Below are 17,616 nucleotides of genomic sequence, written 5' to 3'. Positions count from 1 at the left end.
GTGGGGGACCGGCCCTTCGCCGCGCTCGCGGCTACTCGGCCTTGATGGCGGAGAGCATGTTCAGCTTGGCCGCGCTGCGGGCCGGCCACATCGAGGCGAGGACGCCGACCAGGGCCGCCAGGACCAGGAAGAGACCGATCCGGTCCCAGGGCAGGACCAGGGCGTAGCCCGGCAGGCTGCTCTTGAACGTCTCGCCGAGCGCCCAGCCGAGGAACGAGCCGAGGCCGATGCCGACGACCGCGCCGAACACCGAGATGACCACGGCCTCCAGGCGGACCATCAGCTTCACGCGGCGCCGGTCGAGACCGGTCGCCCGCAGCATGCCGATCTCCTGCTGGCGCTCGAAGACCGACATCGCGAGGGTGTTCACGACACCGAGGACGGCGATGATCAGGGCCATGCCGAGCAGGCCGTACATGATGTTCAGCAGCATGTTGATCGGGCCGCCGAAGGTGTCGCGGATCTCCTTGTGGTCCATCACCGTGATCGCCGGGTTGTCGCCCATGGCCTTCGACAGGGCCTGCTCGTGGGCCGCGCTCGCGCCGCCCTCCGTGGAGACGAAGATCTGGCGGATCTCGGCCTGCTCCCCGTGCGCGGTGACCAGCTCGTGGTCGGCGAGGACCGGCGAGACGAACTCGTTGGCCTCGTAGACCGCGCCGACGGTCAGCTCGCCCTTCTGCTTGTCGAGGTACTCGACCGGGACGGTGTCGCCGACCTTCAGGCCGCGCTTCGCGGCGACGTCGTCGTCGATGGCGATCGTGTTCCCGCCGAGGGAGTCCAGCGAGCCGTTCACGACGGCGATCTTGAGGACCTTGCCGATGTCGCGGGGGGAGACGCCGGAGACCGAGACGTACGAGCCCTTCAGGTCGAAGGCGCCGGCCTGCTGCGGGGAGACCGCGGTGACGCCGGGGGCCTTCTCCAGGGCGGCCAGCGCCTCCGGGCTCAGCGAGTTGCCGCTGGCCATGGAGACCATGTAGTCGGCCTTGATCTGGTCGGTCGTGACCTTGTCGAGGGCCGAGCCGACCGTGGCGCCGAGCACCGAGAGGCCGGTGACGAGGGTCAGGCCGATGGCGAGCGCGGAGGCGGTGGCGCCGGTGCGGCGCGGGTTGCGGACCGCGTTGAGGCAGGCGAGCTTGCCGGAGACCTTGAAGACGCCCTCGACGACCGGGCGGATCAGGGCGATCACGGGCCGGCACAGGAACGGGATCAGCACGATCACGCCGATGAGGGTGAGGAACGCGCCGCCCGCGATGAACATGCGGCCGTCGTCGCCGCCCTTGCTCGCGCCGAGCATGATCAGCGTGACGCCGAGCGCGGTGAGCACGGCGCCGATGGAGTTCCGCACGACGAGCGACTTGGTGCTCGTGCTGGCGTGGACGCTGCTCATGGCGGCGACCGGCGGGATCTTCGCGGCGCGGCGGCCGGGCAGCCAGGCGGCGAGCATCGTGATCAGGACGCCGACGGCGAAGGCGCTGACGGCCGGGGTGGCGCCCAGGACCAGGTCGCCGGCCGGGACCTTCATGTCGAAGGCGCTCATGGCCGAGCGGAGGGTGGCGGCCAGGCCGATGCCGAGGACGTAGCCGACGGCGGAGGCGACCAGGCCGACCAGACCGGCCTCGGCGAGGACGGAGCGGGTGATCTGCTTGCGCGAGGCGCCGACCGCGCGCATCAGGGCCAGTTCCTTGGTGCGCTGGGCGACCAGCATGGTGAAGGTGTTGGAGATCAGGAAGATCCCGACGAAGAGCGCGATGCCCGCGAAGCCCAGGAGGACCTGGTTGAGCGCGCCGAGGCCGGCCTCGATCTGCTCGGCCTGCTGGTCGGCGAGGGCCTGGCCGGTCTGCGCGGAGGCGGCCTTCGGGACGACCTTCAGGACCTCGTCGAGGAGCTTGGCGTCGTCCGCGCCGGGGGCGGCGGTGACGGTCAGGCTCTGGAAGAAGCCGGGCTTCAGATAGAGCTTCTGGGCGACGGCGGTGTCGAAGACGACCAGGCTGCCGCCCGCGTTGACGGCGCCGTCCTCGGTGGTGAAGACGCCGGAGAGGGTGTACTCCTTCACCGGGCCGTTGGTGGCGACGCGGACGGTGTCGCCGACCTTGTAGCCGCCCTTGTCGGCGGTCTCCCTGTCGAGCGCGACCTGGCCGGCGTCGGCCGGGCCGCTGCCCGCGGTGAAGGCGTACGCGCGGTCCTTGCCGTCCTTGCCGGGGGCGAAGTTGGTGCCCTTGTTCGACCAGCCGCTGCCGATCAGCTTGCCGTTCTTGTCGGGCACGCCGGCGAAGCCGTCGACGCGGGGGGCGACGGAGGCGACCCCGTCGAGCTCGGCGACCTCGTCGACGTCCTTCTGGGAGAGGCCGGGGGCCTTCCGGGCCTCCTCGGGGCTCGGGTACATGTCGACGGCCACGGCGACGTCGTCGTAGCTCTTCGCCGACTGGTTGCGGAAGGCCTGGGAGAGGGTGTCGGTGAAGACGAGGGTGCCGGAGACGAAGGCCACGCCGAGCATCACGGCGAGGACGGTCATCAGCAGCCGCGCCTTGTGCGCGAGGACGTTGCGCAGGGCGGTACGGAACATGGGTGTGTCCTGGAGGAAAGGGAGGGAGGGCGGCGGGCGGGGGTGCGGCGGTGCCGCCGGCTCAGCTCGTACGGCCCTTGGCGTCGAAGGCCTTCATGCGGTCGAGCACGCCGTCCGCCGTCGGGCGGAGCATCTCGTCGACGATGCGGCCGTCCGCGAGGAAGATCACGCGGTCCGCGTAGGAGGCGGCCATGGCGTCGTGGGTGACCATGACGACGGTCTGGCCGAGCTCGCGGACGGAGTTGCGGAGGAAGCCGAGGACCTCGGCGCCGGAGCGGGAGTCCAGGTTTCCGGTCGGCTCGTCGCCGAAGATGATCTCGGGGCGGGAGGCGAGGGCGCGGGCCACGGCCACGCGCTGCTGCTGGCCGCCGGAGAGCTCGCTCGGCCGGTGGCCGAGCCGGGCGGAGAGGCCGAGCATGTCGATGACCTGCTGGACCCACTGCTTGTCGGCCTTGCGGCCCGCGATGTCCATCGGCAGCGTGATGTTCTCCAGGGCCGTCAGCGTCGGCAGCAGGTTGAAGGCCTGGAAGATGAAGCCGATCTTGTCCCGGCGCAGCTGGGTGAGCTGCTTGTCCTTCAGGGTGGACAGTTCCGTCTCGCCGATCCGGACCGAGCCGGAGGAGAAGGAGTCCAGGCCGGCGACGCAGTGCATCAGCGTCGACTTGCCGGAGCCGGAGGGGCCCATGATCGCGGTGAACTCGCCCTGTCGGAAGTCGACGGTGACATGGTCGAGCGCGACCACCTGGGTCTCGCCGTGGCCGTAGACCTTCGAGAGGTCCGTGGCGCGGGCGGCCACCGCGGTGGCGCGGGACACGGTGGGGGAGGTGGTCACGGGGGACTCCTGTCACTGCGGGGTTGTTTCGGGAACCCCTCCATCGTGTCGAGCGTTACGGCTCGGAGCGTCCGCCCACGTGCCCGTTCTCGGGGCCGCCTCGAGTCTGACCGGAGGGCCGCTCCGTCCTCCTGAGGTATGACGGCGCCCCCGAGGGACGCCTTGACGTCGAGATGACAGAAGTGCGGCGACTTTTCGTCATTCCAAAGGGTGCGGCTTTGCGCCTGCGACCCCCGTCACAGTTCGGCTAAAAGCCCCCCACCTGCACTGACACACCCTCAGGCGTCAATAAAATAAGACAACATCGGGACGATGTTCCGCTGAACGGGGGAAGCGTCCCGATAGGCTCCTGTGCCAACGCGGAGCTTCCTCGCGTACGCCCGGATGGTGGAACGCAGACACGGCGAGCTTAAACCTCGCTGGCCTTCGGGCCGTACCGGTTCGAGTCCGGTTCCGGGCACCACCGGGCCCCAGGCGAGTGCCTGCGGCCCGGCGGCGCCACCCCGGCCCGTCGAGGCCGGAGGAGATCGACGGAAGGCGGGAAAAGATCCTCCCCGAGCACTAGGGAGTTTCTTTTGCCTACCCATTACTCTTGACGCAAGGCCGCGCCGTGCGGTCTGCCATGGAGGAGTGAGATGAGGAGCAGCAACCCGGTCTTCTCGCGACGGGGGTTCAGCCGCGACAACGGCACCGCGGGCTACGGCCAGCAGCCGCAGGCCGGGGGCCCCGCCGTAGGAACCAACCCGTACGCCACCGGCAACCCGTACGCCGAGGGCGCGACGAACCCGTACGCGACCAACCCGTACGCGCCGCAGGACACCCAGCTCGGGGCCCCGCAGCAGGTCCGCGGCAACGTGATGACGATCGACGACGTCGTGAGCCGTACGGCCATGACGCTCGGCACGGTCGTGCTCACCGCCGTCCTGTCCTGGGTCCTGCTGCCGGTCGACCCGGCGAACCTCGGCAAGTCCTACGGCATCGCGATCGGCGCGGCCCTGGTCGCGCTCGTCCTGTCGCTCGTGCAGTCCTTCAAGCGCAAGCCGTCCCCCGCGCTGATCCTGGGCTACGCGGCCTTCGAGGGCGTCTTCCTCGGTGTGATCTCGGCCGCCGTCTCGACCTACATCGCCGACGGCGTGGTCATCCAGGCGGTCCTGGGCACGATGGCGGTCTTCGCCGGTGTGCTCATCGCCTACAAGCTGGGCTGGATCAGGGTCAACCGCCGCTTCTACGGCTTCGTGATGGCCGCCGCGATGGGCTTCATGCTGCTCATGGTGGCCAACCTGCTGTTCGCGGTCTTCGCGGGCGGTGACGGCCTCGGCTTCCGCAGCGGCGGCCTCGGCATCGTCTTCGGCATCGTCGGCGTCATCCTCGGCGCCTGCTTCCTCGCCCTCGACTTCAAGCAGGTCGAGGACGGCGTGACCTACGGCGCGCCGCGCGAGGAGGCCTGGCTGGCCGCCTTCGGTCTCACCATGACCCTGGTGTGGATCTACCTGGAGATGCTGCGCCTGCTGTCGATCCTGCAGGGCGACGACTGACGCACCCCCTGACTCGGGGGAAGGGCCCGTCCGGCTTCGCGCCGGGCGGGCCCTTCTGCGTGCCTCAGGAGGGCCGTGCCGCGTCGAGGAGGACGCGGGCGGCGGCCTTCGCCTGGGCGGCGGGCTCGGGGGAGCCGTTGATGCCCGCGACGGCCATGGCGCCGTTGGCGAGCAGGGCCAGCTGGTCGGCGAGGACGGGCGGGGCGCCGAGGGCGTCGGTCTGCTCGGCGAAGTAGGCCCGCAGGGCCTCCTTGTGGTCGCGGGCGATGGTGGTGACCGCCGGGGAGACCCCGCCCAGCTCCCCGAAGGTGTTGATGAACGCGCACCCGCGGAACCCGGGCTCGGAGAACCAGCCGGCCAGCCAGTCGAAGACCGCGAGCGCCCGCTCGCGGGGCCCGTCGGCGGCCCGTGCGCCGTGCGCGGTCAGGGCGGCCCGCACGGCCTCGTCGCGGCGCCGCAGGACGGCCTCGACCAGGAGTTCCTTGGAGGGGAAGACCTGGTAGAGCCGCTTGAGCGAGACCCCGGACCCGGTGCGGATGGCGTCCATGCCGACGGACTGCACCCCCCGCTCGTCGAAGAGCCGCTCCGCGGTCTCGAGCAGCTTCAGCTCGGCGGTTTCCGCATCCATTTCCGACCACCCCTTGCATGGAGAACCAACGTTCTCGTAGTCTACAGGGCATCGGGAGAACGGCCGTTCTCCCGGTTGGAGACCGGAAACGGGGAGTCAGCCATGTCCGCCTTCGCCCAGCGCACCCACACCGTCACCGTCGACGGGCTCGACGTCTTCTACCGGGAGGCCGGCGACCCGGCCGACCCCACCCTCGTCCTGCTGCACGGCTTCCCGTCCAGCTCCCACATGTACCGCGGGCTGATCGCCGAACTCGCCGACTCGTACCACCTGATCGCCCCCGACCACATCGGCTTCGGCGCCTCCGCCGCACCGGCCGTCGAGGACTTCGCCTACAGCTTCGAGAAGCTCACCGAGATCACCCTCGGACTCCTCGACCGGCTGGGCGTGGAACGGTTCGCGCTCTACATCCAGGACTACGGGGCCCCCATCGGCCTGCGGATCGCCTCCCGGCACCCCGAGCGCGTCACCGCGATCGTCAGTCAGAGCGGCAACGCCTACCTGGAGGGCTTCACGCCCTTCTGGGACGTCCTCTTCGCCCATGCGAAGGACCGCGCGGCGAACGAGGCCGGGGTCCGCGAGCTGCTGACCGCCGAGGCCACCCGCTGGCAGTACACCCACGGCGTGCCCGCCGACCGGCTCGACCGGATCGCCCCCGAGACCTGGACCCTGGACCAGGCCGGCCTCGACCGGCCCGGCAACAAGGAGATCCAGCTCCAGCTGTTCTGGGACTACCAGTTCAACCTGGACGGCTACCCGGCCTTCCAGGAGTACTTCCGCACCCACCGGCCGCCGCTGCTCGCGGCCTGGGGGCGCGGCGACGAGATCTTCGGACCGGCCGGGGCCGAGGCCTTCGCCCGCGACCTGCCCGACGCCGAGATCCACCTCCTGGACGCCGGGCACTTCGCCCTGGAGACCCACGGCGAGGAGATCGCCGGACTCGTCCGCGACTTCCTCGGCCGGCACGTGAAGTGACGGGGGCGACCGGCCGGTGCGGCGCGCGACTCAGAGCAGTCTGCGCGCCGCCCGCCGCAGGTCGTACTCGTGAAGGATCGCCTTGGCGTGGCCGTACGCGAGGTCGTGCGCCCCGCGGAGCCAGTTCACCCGCTCCTCGAAGCGGAGGAGGGACGGACCCTCCTCGACCGTGCGCATCCAGTCGGCGATCTCACGACCGGTGCGGCGCGGGATGCGGGCCAGCATGTTGCGGTGGGTCTCTGCGGAGAAAGTCTGGGACATCGGCGCCTCCGGACGCGTCGTACCGTGTGCTCCTCGTGCTCTTCACGTCACCGTGCCCAAGGCTTCGCCCGTTGGCAAGGGGCCCGGGGCGGCGCGTAGGGTCGCGGGGTGCGCGATACGAGTGAACTGACCGCCGCCGTCGAACGCTTCGCCGACCGGCTGCGGGCCGCCCCGCAGAGCCGCCTCCAGCGCGGTGCGGCCGCCGAGGGACTGGCCCTGGCCAGGGAGTTGTCCGTGCGCGCCCAGCGCGCCGAGGAGCCCGGACGGGAGCCACGGATCATGCCCGACGCCGGCGTCTTCACCGTCGCCGACCAACTCGCCGTCGCCGGCCACGACCTCGCGGAGATCATGCGAACGGCCCCGGCCGGCTCCCCCGAAGGGGAACTGGACGAGGCCGTGGAACTCGTACGGAAGGCGGCGGAGCGCGCGGGGATCTAGGGGGCCTCGCGGCCCCCCCCGGGGGGTGGTTACAGCGAGGCGATGACGCGGTCCGCGAGGATGTAGACGTTCTCCTCGTCGGTGTCGCCGTACGAGAAGGTGAGGGCGAACGCGCCCGAGACGCCCGAACCGCCGAGCAGCACCGGCGTCCGGCCGGAGCGCAGGGCCTCCGCGAGGAGCTCCGCGGTCTCCCGGTGGCCGGGGGTCATGCAGAGCGTGGTGCCGTCCGCGAAGACGTACACGTCCAGGGTGCCGAGCGGGCCGGGGCGCACGTCCGTGAGCGCCGTGCGCGTGTCGGCGAGCTCCTCCAGGCGGGCCACCGTCCGCTCGTGGTCCGTGACGACCGGTGTCTGCACCGGCACGAAGTCCGGGTGCGAGGGGTGCCGGCGGCGGGCCGCGGCCAGCTCCGCCGAGTCCTCGGGGTACTCGTCCAGCGCGTCGGGGCCGTCGAGCGCGGCCGCCTCCGCCTCCATGGCCTCCAGGGCCATCGCCTCCAGGCCCGCGAAGTCGGCCTGGCGCGGCACGAAGAAGCCGCCGTCGTCCGCCGGGCCGCCGAAGCCGCCCAGCAGGGACGGGGCGTCGGCCGCGTCCCTGGCCTCCTGCGCGGCCCAGAAGGCCCGCGCCTCGGCGAGCTCGCGCTCGCGCTCCTCGGCCAGCGCCTCCGCGACCGCGGCCCGTATCTCGGCGACGGGCGCGGCGGTACGGGCGGCGGGCACGGTGCCGCCGTGGCCGGCGGCCAGCTCGCCCCGGAGGGCGGTGACCTCCTTGCGGAGACCGTGGACGGCGTGCAGGGCAGCAGCGCCCACGGCCGTGGCAGCGGCCGTGGTCAGCAGCAGGGCAAGAGACATGGCGCTCACTGACGTACTCCCGATTCCGAGTCGATCCCCCGACTTCCTACATCAGCTTGTCCTGGGGTGGGGCGCGCTGTCAGTGCATTACGTCACGAATTGGACAGGTATTTCTGCCAGGTGTTTAGTCCCGAAACCCATCTGACCTGGGAAAACGAACTCCCCCGGGATGTAGGTCACATCCTGGGGGAGATTCGGTCACGGCTCGGACGCGGAGCGGTTGACCCGCTCGGCCCGTGGAGAGCGCGCGGGGGGCGCCGCCCGGGTCGGCCCGGTGCGGCCGGGCCCACCGCGGCCCGGCCGGGCCCGGGTCAGCTCAGGCGCTCGATGACCATCGCCATGCCCTGGCCGCCGCCGACGCACATGGTCTCCAGACCGAACTGCTTGTCGTGGAACTGGAGGCTGTTGATCAGGGTGCCGGTGATGCGGGCGCCGGTCATGCCGAAGGGGTGGCCGACGGCGATGGCGCCACCGTTGACGTTCACCTTGTCCAGGTCCAGGCCCAGGTCCTGGTAGGACGGGATGACCTGGGCGGCGAAGGCCTCGTTGATCTCGGCCAGGTCGATGTCGCCGACGGTCAGGCCGGCGCGCTTGAGCGCCTGCTTCGACGCCTCGACCGGGCCCAGTCCCATGATCTCGGGGGAGAGGCCGGAGACGCCGGTGGACACGATGCGGGCGAGCGGGGTCAGGCCGAGCTCGCGGGCCTTCGTGTCCGACATGATCACGAGCGCGGCGGCGCCGTCGTTCAGCGGGCAGCAGTTGGCGGCCGTGACCAGGCCGTCGGGGCGGAAGACCGGCTTCAGGCCCTGCACGCCCTCCAGCGTGACGCCGGCGCGCGGGCCGTCGTCCGTCGACACGACCGTGCCGTCCGGCAGCGTCACCGGGGTGATCTCGCGCTCCCAGAAGCCGTTCTTGATGGCCTGCTCGGCGAGGTTCTGCGACCGCACGCCGAACTCGTCCATCTCCTGGCGGCTGATGCCCTTCAGACGGGCCAGGTTCTCTGCGGTCTGGCCCATCGCGATGTACGCGTCCGGCACGATGCCGTCCTCGCGCGGGTCGTGCCAGGTCGAGCCCTCGGAGGCGGCGACCTCGGCCGTACGGGCCTCGGCCTCCGCGAAGAACGGGTTGTGCGTGTCCGGCAGCGAGTCCGAGTTGCCCTTCACGAAGCGGGACACCATCTCGACACCGGCCGAGATGAAGACGTCGCCCTCGCCCGCCTTGATCGCGTGCAGCGCCATCCGGGAGGTCTGCAGCGAGGAGGAGCAGTAGCGGGTGATCGTGCAGCCCGGCAGGTGGTCCATGCCCATCCGCACGGACACGATCCGGCCCAGGTTGTTGCCCTGCTCGCCGCCCGGCAGACCGCAGCCCAGCATCAGGTCGTCGATGTCGCGCGGGTCCAGCTCCGGCACCTTCGCCAGGGCGGCCTGGACGATGGTCGCGGTCAGGTCGTCCGGGCGCAGGTCCTTCAGCGAGCCCTTGAAGGCCCGGCCGATGGGGGAACGGGCGGTCGAGACGATCACGGCTTCGGGCATCACGGCTCCATGAGGGTGCGGAGTGGGCGGACAGAAAGGGAAGTTACCCGTACGTACCGCACGGGTCACCGCCCAGGCGGTGTGACCCCGACCTCTTTTCTAAGCGCCCGCTCACCCTACGCCCCCACACCGCCCCCCGCCCACCGCGCCCGGCCCCGCCTGCGCCGCCGCCCTGACCCGGCCCGCCCCGGCGGGCCATCGCCCACGACGGGGGTGGGGTGGGGGCCGCCCCCGACGGGGGACGGCCCGCAGCGAGGGGACCGCTCGGAGGGTGGTGGCCCGCAACGGGGGTGGTCAGGTCTGGGCTTCTTCGGGGGTGGGGTCGGGCTCGGTGGGGAGGGGGAGGCGGCGGCGACGGCGGTGCTTGAGGAGGGCCCACGGCGCACGGGCGCCGGTGACCTCGGTGCCGGCCTCCTGGACCGCCTCGGCGGCCGCCTTGGCGACCGGGAGGAGGTTCTCGTGGCGGTCCGGTTCGAGCCGGTCCGCCTCGGGCCACACGCCGAGGACGGCGCAGAGCGTGGGGAGGACGGCCATCGCGGCGGTGGCGTACCCCTCGGCCGAGGGGTGGAAGTTGTCCACGCCGAACATCTCGCGGGGGTTCGCCGCGAACTCGGGCCCGAGGAGGTCGCCCAGCGACACCGTGCGGCCGCCCTGCTCGACGACGACGATCGTCTGCGCGGCCGCGAGCTGCCGGGAGGCCCGTCGGGCGAGCCAGCGGAGCGGCTGGTAGACGGGTTCGATGGTGCCGAGGTCGGGGCAGGTCCCGACGACGACCTCCGCCCCGGCGGTGCGCAGCCGCCGGACCGCCGCCGCGAGGAGCCGGACCGACTGGGTGGGCGGCAGGCGGTGGGTGACGTCGTTGGCGCCGATCATGATCACGCAGACGTCCGGCGGGCCGAGCGGCTGGGCGAGCAGCAGGGACACCTGGCGTTCCAGGTCGTCGGAGCGTGCTCCCGAGAGCGCGACGTTCCGCAGGACGACGGGCCGCTCGGCCACCGCCGCGAGTCCGGAGGCGAGCAGTGCGCCCGGGGTCTGACCCGAGCGGCGCACTCCCTGTCCCGCGGCCGTGGAATCACCCAGAAGGGCCAGTCGCAGGGGGTCGTCCGTGCCGAAGGCGCGGCCGTAGAGGCCGTCCGCCCCGGGGGGCAGCGGTGCCGCCCAGCCCCCCACGGACCGCTTGGCGAGCTGCATCTCGGCCAGCAGGACCCCCACCGCGGCCACCCCGAGCAGTCCGATGCTCCCGCCGCCGTACGCGGCACCCGCCGCGATGCGCCGCGCCACCCTCGCCCTCGACATGGGCCATCACCTCCTTCAAGCCGTTCAGGGTCTAAGTGCCCCGTAACCCGCTCCGACTACGCATACGCTGGCCACACCATTACGGAGACCCCGGAGATTACGGTGCAATTCCACGACTCGATGATCAGCCTCGTCGGCAACACCCCGCTGGTGAAGCTCAACAACGTCACAGCGGGCATTCAGGCGACCGTCCTGGCCAAGGTCGAGTACTTCAACCCCGGCGGCTCGGTCAAGGACCGGATCGCCGTGCGGATGATCGAGGCGGCAGAGCGGAGCGGCGAGCTCAAGCCCGGCGGCACCATCGTCGAGCCCACGTCCGGGAACACCGGCGTCGGCCTGGCGATCGTGGCCCAGCAGAAGGGCTACAAGTGCATCTTCGTCTGCCCCGACAAGGTGTCGCTGGACAAGATCAACGTGCTGCGGGCGTACGGCGCCGAGGTCGTCGTCTGCCCCACGGCCGTCGACCCGGAGCACCCGGACTCGTACTACAACGTGTCGGACCGGCTCGTCCGTGAGACGCCCGGTGCGTGGAAGCCCGACCAGTACTCCAACCCGAACAACCCGCGTTCGCACTACGAGACCACCGGTCCCGAGCTGTGGGAGCAGACGGAGGGGAAGATCACCCACTTCGTGGCGGGCGTCGGCACCGGCGGCACGATCTCCGGCACCGGCAACTACCTCAAGGAGGTCAGCGGCGGGGCCGTCAAGGTGATCGGCGCCGACCCGGAGGGTTCCGTCTACTCCGGCGGCTCGGGCCGCCCGTACCTGGTCGAGGGCGTCGGCGAGGACTTCTGGCCGACCGCGTACGACCGGAACGTCACGGACCGGATCGTCGCGGTGTCCGACAAGGACTCGTTCCAGATGACCCGCCGCCTGGCCAAGGAGGAGGGCCTGCTCGTCGGCGGTTCCTGCGGCATGGCGGTCGTCGCCGCCCTGGAGGTCGCCAAGGAGCTCGGTCCCGACGACGTCGTGGTCGTCCTGCTGCCGGACTCCGGCCGCGGCTACATGTCGAAGATCTTCAGCGACGAGTGGATGGCCGGTCACGGCTTCCTGGAGGACACCTCCTCCGCCACCGTCGCCGACGTCCTGCGGCACAAGGAGGGCGTCATGCCCTCCCTCGTCCACATGCACCCGGACGAGACCGTCGGCCAGGCCATCGAGGTGCTGCGCGAGTACGGCGTCTCCCAGATGCCGATCGTGAAGCCGGGCGCCGGTCACCCCGACGTCATGGCCGCCGAGGTCGTCGGCTCCGTGGTCGAGCGCGAGCTGCTCGACGCCCTCTTCACCCAGCGCGCGTCCCTGGAGGACCCGCTGGAGCGCCACATGAGCGCGCCGCTGCCGCAGGTCGGCTCCGGTGAGCCGGTCGCGGACCTGATGTCCGTCCTGGGCGACGTCGCCGACGCGGCGATCGTGCTGGTCGAGGGCAAGCCGACCGGTGTCGTCAGCCGCCAGGACCTGCTGGCCTTCCTGGCCAACGGCGGCGCGAAGTAGTTCGCGGACGGCGCGAAGCGGGCACGTGAAACAGGTTCTTCGTACAACCGGTACGAGCGCGTCACGTACCCGCAGCGCCCGCTTAACACGCGTCGGGCACATTGGTGGTCGTCGGCGTCACGGACTTCCGGAGCGGCTCCCGGGCCTCCACGGACGCCGCGGACGCGGAGACCGGTCCTGACCCGGGCCCGTGTCCCTCGCGGGGACCGCCGTCGTCCCGCCCCCCTTCTTGGGGGTGCGGCGGTCCCCGCGCCACTCCTTCCCCTCGCTTCACCCGACTGCATATCCTTATGCAGAGTTATTGGCGGGTGAATAGGTGAGGGGGCGGCATGAGCGACAGCCCGGCCGGTCGGCTGCAGGCGCTCTTCGAGGGGCACCGGCTGACGCCCACGCAGCGGCGGATCGCCCACTGCATGGTGCGGCGCGCCGGCGACGTGCCGTTCCTGTCCAGCGTCGAGCTCGCGGAGCTCGCCGGGGTCAGCCAGCCCTCCGTCACCCGCTTCGCGGTCGCCCTCGGCTTCGACGGCTACCCGGCGCTCCGCCGCCACCTGCGGGAGGTCGCGCCCCCCGAGCCGGGCGGCGCCGACGGAGAGCAGGGCAACGAGTACCAGCAGGCCGTGTTCGCGGAGATCGAGAACCTCAAGCACCTCGCCGGGCTGCTCGCCGACCCCGCGCCCGTCGAGCGCGCCGGCCGGCTGCTCGCGGGCTCCCGCCCGCTGCCCGTGCTCGGACTGCGGGCCGCCTCCTCGCAGGCGCGCGGCTTCGCGTACTTCGCCGCCAAGGTGCACCCCGACGTCCGCCTCCTGGACGAGGGCGGCTCGATGCTCACGGACCGCGTCGACGCGGCCGTACGGGCCGGTGCCACGGCCCTGCTGTGCTTCGCGCTGCCCCGGCACCCCAGGGAGGTCGTCGAGGCGCTGGAATACGCCAGGACGGCCGGGCTGGCGGTCGTGACCGTCGCCGAGTCCGCGTTCGCGCCCGTCGCCGCCCACAGTGACCTGCTCATCCCGGCCGCCGTCGGCACCGGCCTCGCCTTCGACACCGCCTGCGCGCCGATGCTGCTCGGCCGGGTCCTCCTGGAGGCCATGGCGGACGAGCTCCCGGACGCGCAGGCGCGCCTGGAGGAGTTCGACGCGAAGGCGGCGGTGCGGGGCCTGTTCGTCGAGTAGGCCCGGGGTCGGGCCCGAGGCGTGTCCGGCTCAGACGTCCAGTTCGTTCTCGATCTTCTTCAGCTGGTGGCGGGCCATCGCGAGGTTCGCGCGGCTCTTGTCGAGGGCCAGGTAGAGGAAGAGGCCGTTGGTGCCGCGGCCCTTGAGCAGCCGGATCAGGTGGTACTGGGTGTTGAGGGTGATGAGGATGTCCTCGATGTCCTCGTTGAGCCCCAGGAGCTCCATCGCGCGGACCTTGGCCCGGACGACGTCGGTGTTGGCCGCGGCGGCCACGTTCAGGTCGAGCTCCTTGCCGCCGCCGATCGTGCCGAGGGCCATGCCGCTGGTGTAGTCGACGAGGGCCGCGCCGATCGCGCCGTCGATGGATACGGCTTCCTTGAGGGAGGTCTCGGTGTTCGCCATGGTGTCGTACTTCCTTTTCGAGAGTGCTGTGCGGACGGGTCAGTTGAGGTCTTTGCGTTCCAGTGCGCCGTCGACGAGCTCCCCTATCCGGGCGCTGGACCTCCGGGCCTCCAGGTGGAGCCGCCCGACGTTGATCCGGGGTTCGGCGAGCAGGGTCAGGACGGCGGCGCCGCCGGCCGCGTACGTGGCCACGTAGCCGGCATCGCCGCGGACGAGCAGCTCGCGGAAGCGGCCCTGGCCCGTGGAGTCGGTCAGTCGCATGCCGACGCCGAGCGCCGCGGCGGTCAGGGCCGCCACGCTCTCGGCCTCGCCGTCCACCGTGTCGTGGGCCAGGACGAGTCCGTCGGCGCTGGCCGCGAGCGCGCCCGTCAGCTGGGGCAGCCGGGCCCGCAGTCGTCTGAGCTCGCCGAGGACCTCGGCTTCTGCGGTCATGAGCTGTTTCCTTTCGGCGCGCAGGCGCAGGGCACGCCTCATCACAGGTGTGCCTCCAGGGCGTCACGGAGCCGGCGCAGCAGGGCGATGTCGGGATCCGTGACCTGCGGGGCCGCTAAGGGCGCCGGCGCGGGCGGTACGGAGTCGGGTTCGAGGGGTGTCCTGACGAGTCCGGCGGCGGCGAGCCGCCGTACGTCGAGGAGGGTGTGGAAGGCGGGGCGGCCGAGGATCCGCGCCAGTTCCGCCGGCGTCCGCTCGCCGTCGGCGGCGGCGAGCAGGGCGCGCTGCCGGACCCCGACGCTCTGGCCGGGGACGGCGGGGCGCGGCACCACCGGGGCGGTGTCGACGGAGGCGTACGGCCAGACGGCGTCGAGGAGTTCGCGGCGGCGGACGGTCTCGCGCTCGACGGCCTCGGCGGAGACCGGTCGCACGGTGCCGAACCAGTGGCCGACCCCGTACCGGAAGCGGGTGGGTCCGCTGGTGGGGGAGAGGGCGAAGAAGGCCGCGTCGAAGACGGCGCCGAGGTGGCATATCTCCAGCTCGCCGTCGTGGAGCCGGCCGCTGTCGACGAGGAAGCGTCCGACGGCCCGGTGGGCCCCGGCCCGGTCGACGGCCTCGTCCCAGTTCTCGCGGGGGAGCCGGCCGCCGGTGGTCAGGAGGACGTCGACGCCGGGGGCGGCGGGGCTCTCGGCGTGGACGACGCGGCCGTCGACGAGGTAGAGCGTGCCGTGGTCGCGGAGCAGGGCGCCGGTGGCCTTCTCGGCGGCGAGCCGGACCAGCATGGGGGAGACGGGGGTGGCGACCGCGCTCATCCGAGGACCAGCCTCTCGGCGAGGTCGCGCAGCCGGAGGCGGGCGAGGGCGAGGTTGCCGGTGTGGCGGTCGAGCCAGAGGTGGAGGAAGACGCTGCTGTCGAAGGAGGTCTCGACGAACCGCAGGATGTGGTAGCCGGCGCGGGTGCTGACGATCAGGTCCTCGACGGGTGGGCCTTCGTAGGCCGACGGGTCGACGGCGTCGTGGTCCGCCGTGGTGAAGGAGTCGAACTCGGCGGCTGCTCTGGCGAGTTCGGCGGTCTCGGCGGCCGTGGCCTCGTGGTCGCCGGTCGGTGAATCACCCGCCGTCCCGAGGGCGAGCCCGCTGGTCCAGTCGACCAGGGAGGCTCCGCGAGCGCCTGGCAGGGCCATGGCCTCCATAAGGCACTCGTCGATTCCGGGCACGCGGATTCCCCTCCCGATGCGGCGTGCGAACGTGTGGCAGTGACGGTGACGCTACTGAACGTTTCGGTCCGGGGGAGGCGTTCTGGCATTTCCCATCGGAACATGCCTGTGTCTGACGGAAATTGATCCTGCTCGTACGTCAGATCCGCGACTCGACGGCGTTCGCGATGTCGGACAGGTCCTTGGCGAGCGCCTTGGCGACCGCCTTCGCGCCGAAGCGGGCGAGCAGCCGTGCGACGAGTCCCGGCCTGCGGCCCGCGGCGGGCCGGGCGGAGAACGCCATCCGCAGGGTGGTGCCACCGCTGCCGTCGGACGTCAGGGTGAGCTCGGAGACGTAGTGCATGCCGTGCGAGTCGGCCACCGTGACGTACCGGTCGGGTGCCTCGCACTCGGTCACGGTCATCACCTCGGTGGCCTCCTTGCCCATCATCCGCCGCGTCTCGCGCCAGCGGGTGCCGACCCCGAAGACCCCCTCGGTGAGCACCTCCACCCGCTCGACGCCGGAGAGGACCCGGGGCATGTCCCGCAGGTCGGTGATCGCCTCCCAGACCCGCCCGGGGGAGGCGGCGACCCGGCGCTCGACGACGACGGAGGTGGTGTCCGTACCCGAAGCAGTCATGTCCTCATCGAAACCGGGCCGCCGTGCTCCCGCTACCGGACGAGCGCGTCCGCCCGCGCCCCGCCCGCCTCGGCGACGATCTCGTCGAGCGTCTGGGCCGCCCGTACGGCCGTGAACGTCACCGCCCCGTCGTCGGCCACCGCGAAACCGTGGATCCCGGGCCTGGGCAGGCTGTTGTACGCGTAGTGGTGGGCGAAGTAGTAGGCGCCGGTGTCCGGGACGGCCACGATGTCGCCGGGGTGCAGCAGCGGCAGCGCGCGCCCGGCGGCCAGCAGGTCCCCGGCGAAGCAGGCGGGGCCCGCCACGTCCTGGACGGTGACCTCGCCGGTGCGGGGGCGGCCCTCGGAGTCGTACGGGAGGACGCGCAGCGGCCAGGAGCCGGGGGCGTAGACCGTCCGGGTGGCGAGCTGTACGCCCGCGTGGGTGACGGCGATGGGGCGGCCGCCGGAGGTCTTCGTGTACTCGACCCGGGCGAGGACCGTGCCGTGCTTGGCGAGCAGGGAGCGGCCGAACTCGGTGACGAGGCGGTAGTGGCCGTCGAAGAGCCCGGGGGCGGTGTCGGCGAGCAGCCGGGCGTACTCCGCGTACGTCGGGGTCTCCTCGTCGGAGGCGAAGTTGACCGGCAGGCCGCCGCCGATGTCGAGGGTGTCGATCTGCTGCCGGCCGGCCGTGCGGTTGATCTCCTCGGCCAGCGCGTACGCCTCGCCGACGCCCTCCGCCATCAGGGCGAGCGGGATGCCCTGCGAGCCGGTGTGGGTGTGCAGCCGGGTCAGCCAGGGCCGTTCGAGGAAGGCCTGGACGACGGCCTTGCGGGCGCCCTCGTCGCGGAGCGCCACGCCGAACTTGGAGGTGGCGGTCGCGGTCGACAGCGCGCCGATGGAACCGGCTCCGACCTGCGGGTTCACCCGGAGCCCGAGGGACGAGGCGGTGGGTGCGGAGGCCATCAGGGCGTCGATCCTGGCCAGCTCCTGGAGGTTGTCGGCGTTGACGGCGATCCCGAGCGCGAGGGCCTGGCGGAGCTCGGCCGGGGTCTTCGCGGGCGAGTCGAGCACGGTGCGGCCGGGCGGGACGCCGGCGGCGCGGGCGAGGGCGAGCTCGCCGGGGCTGGCGACCTCGACGCCGAGGCCCGCCTCGTGCAGCAGGCGCAGGACGGGCACGAGCGGGGTGGCCTTCACGGCGAAGGCGTGCAGCACGTGGGCGTCGGTGACGGCGGCGAAAGCGCTGGTCAGGGCGGCGGCGGAGGCGCGGATGCCGGCGGTGTCGAGGAGGGCGACGACCGGTTCGGCGGGGGAGAGGAGTCCTTGGTCGACGGAGGCTCGGACGGCGAGATCTCGGCGGGAGGAGGCCATGCGGCCCATCCTCCCCCCTCGCTTCACCGG

General features: G+C 72.0%; 18 protein-coding genes and 1 tRNA gene. 6 read left to right on the top strand and 13 right to left on the bottom strand.

Annotation, left to right across the window (positions count from 1 at the left end):
- Positions 1 to 31 precede the first annotated feature (31 nt).
- Complete coding sequence (locus ACIQFX_RS23565) at positions 32 to 2,563, bottom strand: ABC transporter permease (protein WP_402466652.1); 2,532 nt, start codon at positions 2,561 to 2,563, stop codon at positions 32 to 34.
- A 61-nt stretch (positions 2,564 to 2,624) separates the two neighbouring features.
- Positions 2,625 to 3,395 carry an ABC transporter ATP-binding protein gene (locus ACIQFX_RS23560; RefSeq protein ID WP_402466650.1) on the bottom strand — a complete coding sequence of 257 codons (771 nt, stop codon included), beginning with the start codon at positions 3,393 to 3,395 and terminating at the stop codon, positions 2,625 to 2,627.
- A 378-nt stretch (positions 3,396 to 3,773) separates the two neighbouring features.
- On the opposite strand from ACIQFX_RS23560, the gene ACIQFX_RS23555 reads away from it, so the two are divergent.
- Together ACIQFX_RS23555 and ACIQFX_RS23550 are read left to right on the top strand one after the other, a co-directional pair.
- Positions 3,774 to 3,858 (top strand) — tRNA-Leu (locus tag ACIQFX_RS23555).
- Positions 3,859 to 4,030: 172 nt separating this feature from the next.
- Positions 4,031 to 4,930 carry a Bax inhibitor-1/YccA family protein gene (locus ACIQFX_RS23550; protein WP_402466647.1) on the top strand — a complete coding sequence of 300 codons (900 nt, stop codon included), beginning with the start codon at positions 4,031 to 4,033 and terminating at the stop codon, positions 4,928 to 4,930.
- 64 nt (positions 4,931 to 4,994) lie between these two features.
- Here ACIQFX_RS23550 and ACIQFX_RS23545 read toward each other — a convergent pair whose 3' ends face one another.
- Entirely contained in the window at positions 4,995 to 5,558 is a 564-nt protein-coding gene (locus ACIQFX_RS23545; protein WP_402466644.1) for a TetR/AcrR family transcriptional regulator, read from the bottom strand.
- A 102-nt stretch (positions 5,559 to 5,660) separates the two neighbouring features.
- On the opposite strand from ACIQFX_RS23545, the gene ACIQFX_RS23540 reads away from it, so the two are divergent.
- Entirely contained in the window at positions 5,661 to 6,533 is an 873-nt protein-coding gene (locus ACIQFX_RS23540) for an alpha/beta fold hydrolase (protein ID WP_402466641.1), read from the top strand.
- A 30-nt stretch (positions 6,534 to 6,563) separates the two neighbouring features.
- On the opposite strand, the gene ACIQFX_RS23535 is transcribed toward ACIQFX_RS23540, so the two are convergent.
- On the bottom strand, positions 6,564 to 6,794 hold the full coding sequence (locus ACIQFX_RS23535; protein WP_017241213.1) for a DUF4287 domain-containing protein: 231 nt from the start codon (positions 6,792 to 6,794) through the stop codon (positions 6,564 to 6,566).
- Between the two features lie 108 nt (positions 6,795 to 6,902).
- Here ACIQFX_RS23535 and ACIQFX_RS23530 point away from each other — a divergent pair, with 108 nt between their 5' ends.
- The gene (locus ACIQFX_RS23530) at positions 6,903 to 7,232 is read left to right on the top strand and encodes a hypothetical protein (RefSeq protein WP_402466638.1); all 330 of its coding nucleotides are present in this window, start codon (positions 6,903 to 6,905) and stop codon (positions 7,230 to 7,232) included.
- 29 nt (positions 7,233 to 7,261) lie between these two features.
- On the opposite strand, the gene ACIQFX_RS23525 is transcribed toward ACIQFX_RS23530, so the two are convergent.
- From ACIQFX_RS23525 to ACIQFX_RS23515, 3 genes are all read right to left on the bottom strand, one after another.
- Positions 7,262 to 8,080 carry a hypothetical protein gene (locus tag ACIQFX_RS23525; RefSeq protein ID WP_402466636.1) on the bottom strand — a complete coding sequence of 273 codons (819 nt, stop codon included), beginning with the start codon at positions 8,078 to 8,080 and terminating at the stop codon, positions 7,262 to 7,264.
- A 311-nt stretch (positions 8,081 to 8,391) separates the two neighbouring features.
- Complete coding sequence (locus tag ACIQFX_RS23520) at positions 8,392 to 9,612, bottom strand: acetyl-CoA C-acetyltransferase (RefSeq protein ID WP_402466633.1); 1,221 nt, start codon at positions 9,610 to 9,612, stop codon at positions 8,392 to 8,394.
- 294 nt (positions 9,613 to 9,906) lie between these two features.
- Positions 9,907 to 10,908: an SGNH/GDSL hydrolase family protein gene (locus ACIQFX_RS23515; protein WP_402466631.1), complete on the bottom strand. Its 1,002-nt coding sequence runs from the start codon at positions 10,906 to 10,908 to the stop codon at positions 9,907 to 9,909.
- Positions 10,909 to 11,010: 102 nt separating this feature from the next.
- Between ACIQFX_RS23515 and ACIQFX_RS23510 the strand changes: the two genes are divergently transcribed.
- Together ACIQFX_RS23510 and ACIQFX_RS23505 are read left to right on the top strand one after the other, a co-directional pair.
- Positions 11,011 to 12,399, top strand: a complete 1,389-nt coding sequence (locus ACIQFX_RS23510; RefSeq protein WP_402466628.1) for a cystathionine beta-synthase — start codon at positions 11,011 to 11,013, stop codon at positions 12,397 to 12,399.
- Between the two features lie 329 nt (positions 12,400 to 12,728).
- The gene (locus ACIQFX_RS23505) at positions 12,729 to 13,568 is read left to right on the top strand and encodes a MurR/RpiR family transcriptional regulator (RefSeq protein ID WP_402466626.1); all 840 of its coding nucleotides are present in this window, start codon (positions 12,729 to 12,731) and stop codon (positions 13,566 to 13,568) included.
- A 30-nt stretch (positions 13,569 to 13,598) separates the two neighbouring features.
- On the opposite strand, the gene ACIQFX_RS23500 is transcribed toward ACIQFX_RS23505, so the two are convergent.
- The 6 genes from ACIQFX_RS23500 to ACIQFX_RS23475 form a co-directional block, all read right to left on the bottom strand.
- Positions 13,599 to 13,970 (bottom strand): hypothetical protein, encoded by a 372-nt coding sequence (locus ACIQFX_RS23500; RefSeq protein WP_402466624.1) that lies wholly within the window; start codon positions 13,968 to 13,970, stop codon positions 13,599 to 13,601.
- Positions 13,971 to 14,009: 39 nt separating this feature from the next.
- Entirely contained in the window at positions 14,010 to 14,402 is a 393-nt protein-coding gene (locus ACIQFX_RS23495) for a roadblock/LC7 domain-containing protein (RefSeq protein WP_376487892.1), read from the bottom strand.
- Between the two features lie 41 nt (positions 14,403 to 14,443).
- Positions 14,444 to 15,214 (bottom strand): transcriptional regulator, encoded by a 771-nt coding sequence (locus ACIQFX_RS23490; RefSeq protein ID WP_402466621.1) that lies wholly within the window; start codon positions 15,212 to 15,214, stop codon positions 14,444 to 14,446.
- Positions 15,211 to 15,618 carry a hypothetical protein gene (locus ACIQFX_RS23485; RefSeq protein ID WP_402466619.1) on the bottom strand — a complete coding sequence of 136 codons (408 nt, stop codon included), beginning with the start codon at positions 15,616 to 15,618 and terminating at the stop codon, positions 15,211 to 15,213. The genes ACIQFX_RS23490 and ACIQFX_RS23485 overlap by 4 nt, the downstream gene beginning before the upstream one ends.
- A 139-nt stretch (positions 15,619 to 15,757) precedes the next feature.
- Entirely contained in the window at positions 15,758 to 16,237 is a 480-nt protein-coding gene (locus tag ACIQFX_RS23480) for an SRPBCC family protein (protein ID WP_402466617.1), read from the bottom strand.
- 32 nt (positions 16,238 to 16,269) lie between these two features.
- The gene (locus ACIQFX_RS23475) at positions 16,270 to 17,595 is read right to left on the bottom strand and encodes a diaminopimelate decarboxylase (RefSeq protein ID WP_402466615.1); all 1,326 of its coding nucleotides are present in this window, start codon (positions 17,593 to 17,595) and stop codon (positions 16,270 to 16,272) included.
- Positions 17,596 to 17,616 lie beyond the last annotated feature (21 nt).

The sequence above is a fragment of the Streptomyces sp. NPDC093089 genome (assembly GCF_044754405.1).
In the GTDB taxonomy this organism is placed as follows: domain Bacteria; phylum Actinomycetota; class Actinomycetes; order Streptomycetales; family Streptomycetaceae; genus Streptomyces.
This window is presented reverse-complemented; position numbering and strand designations above follow the sequence as displayed.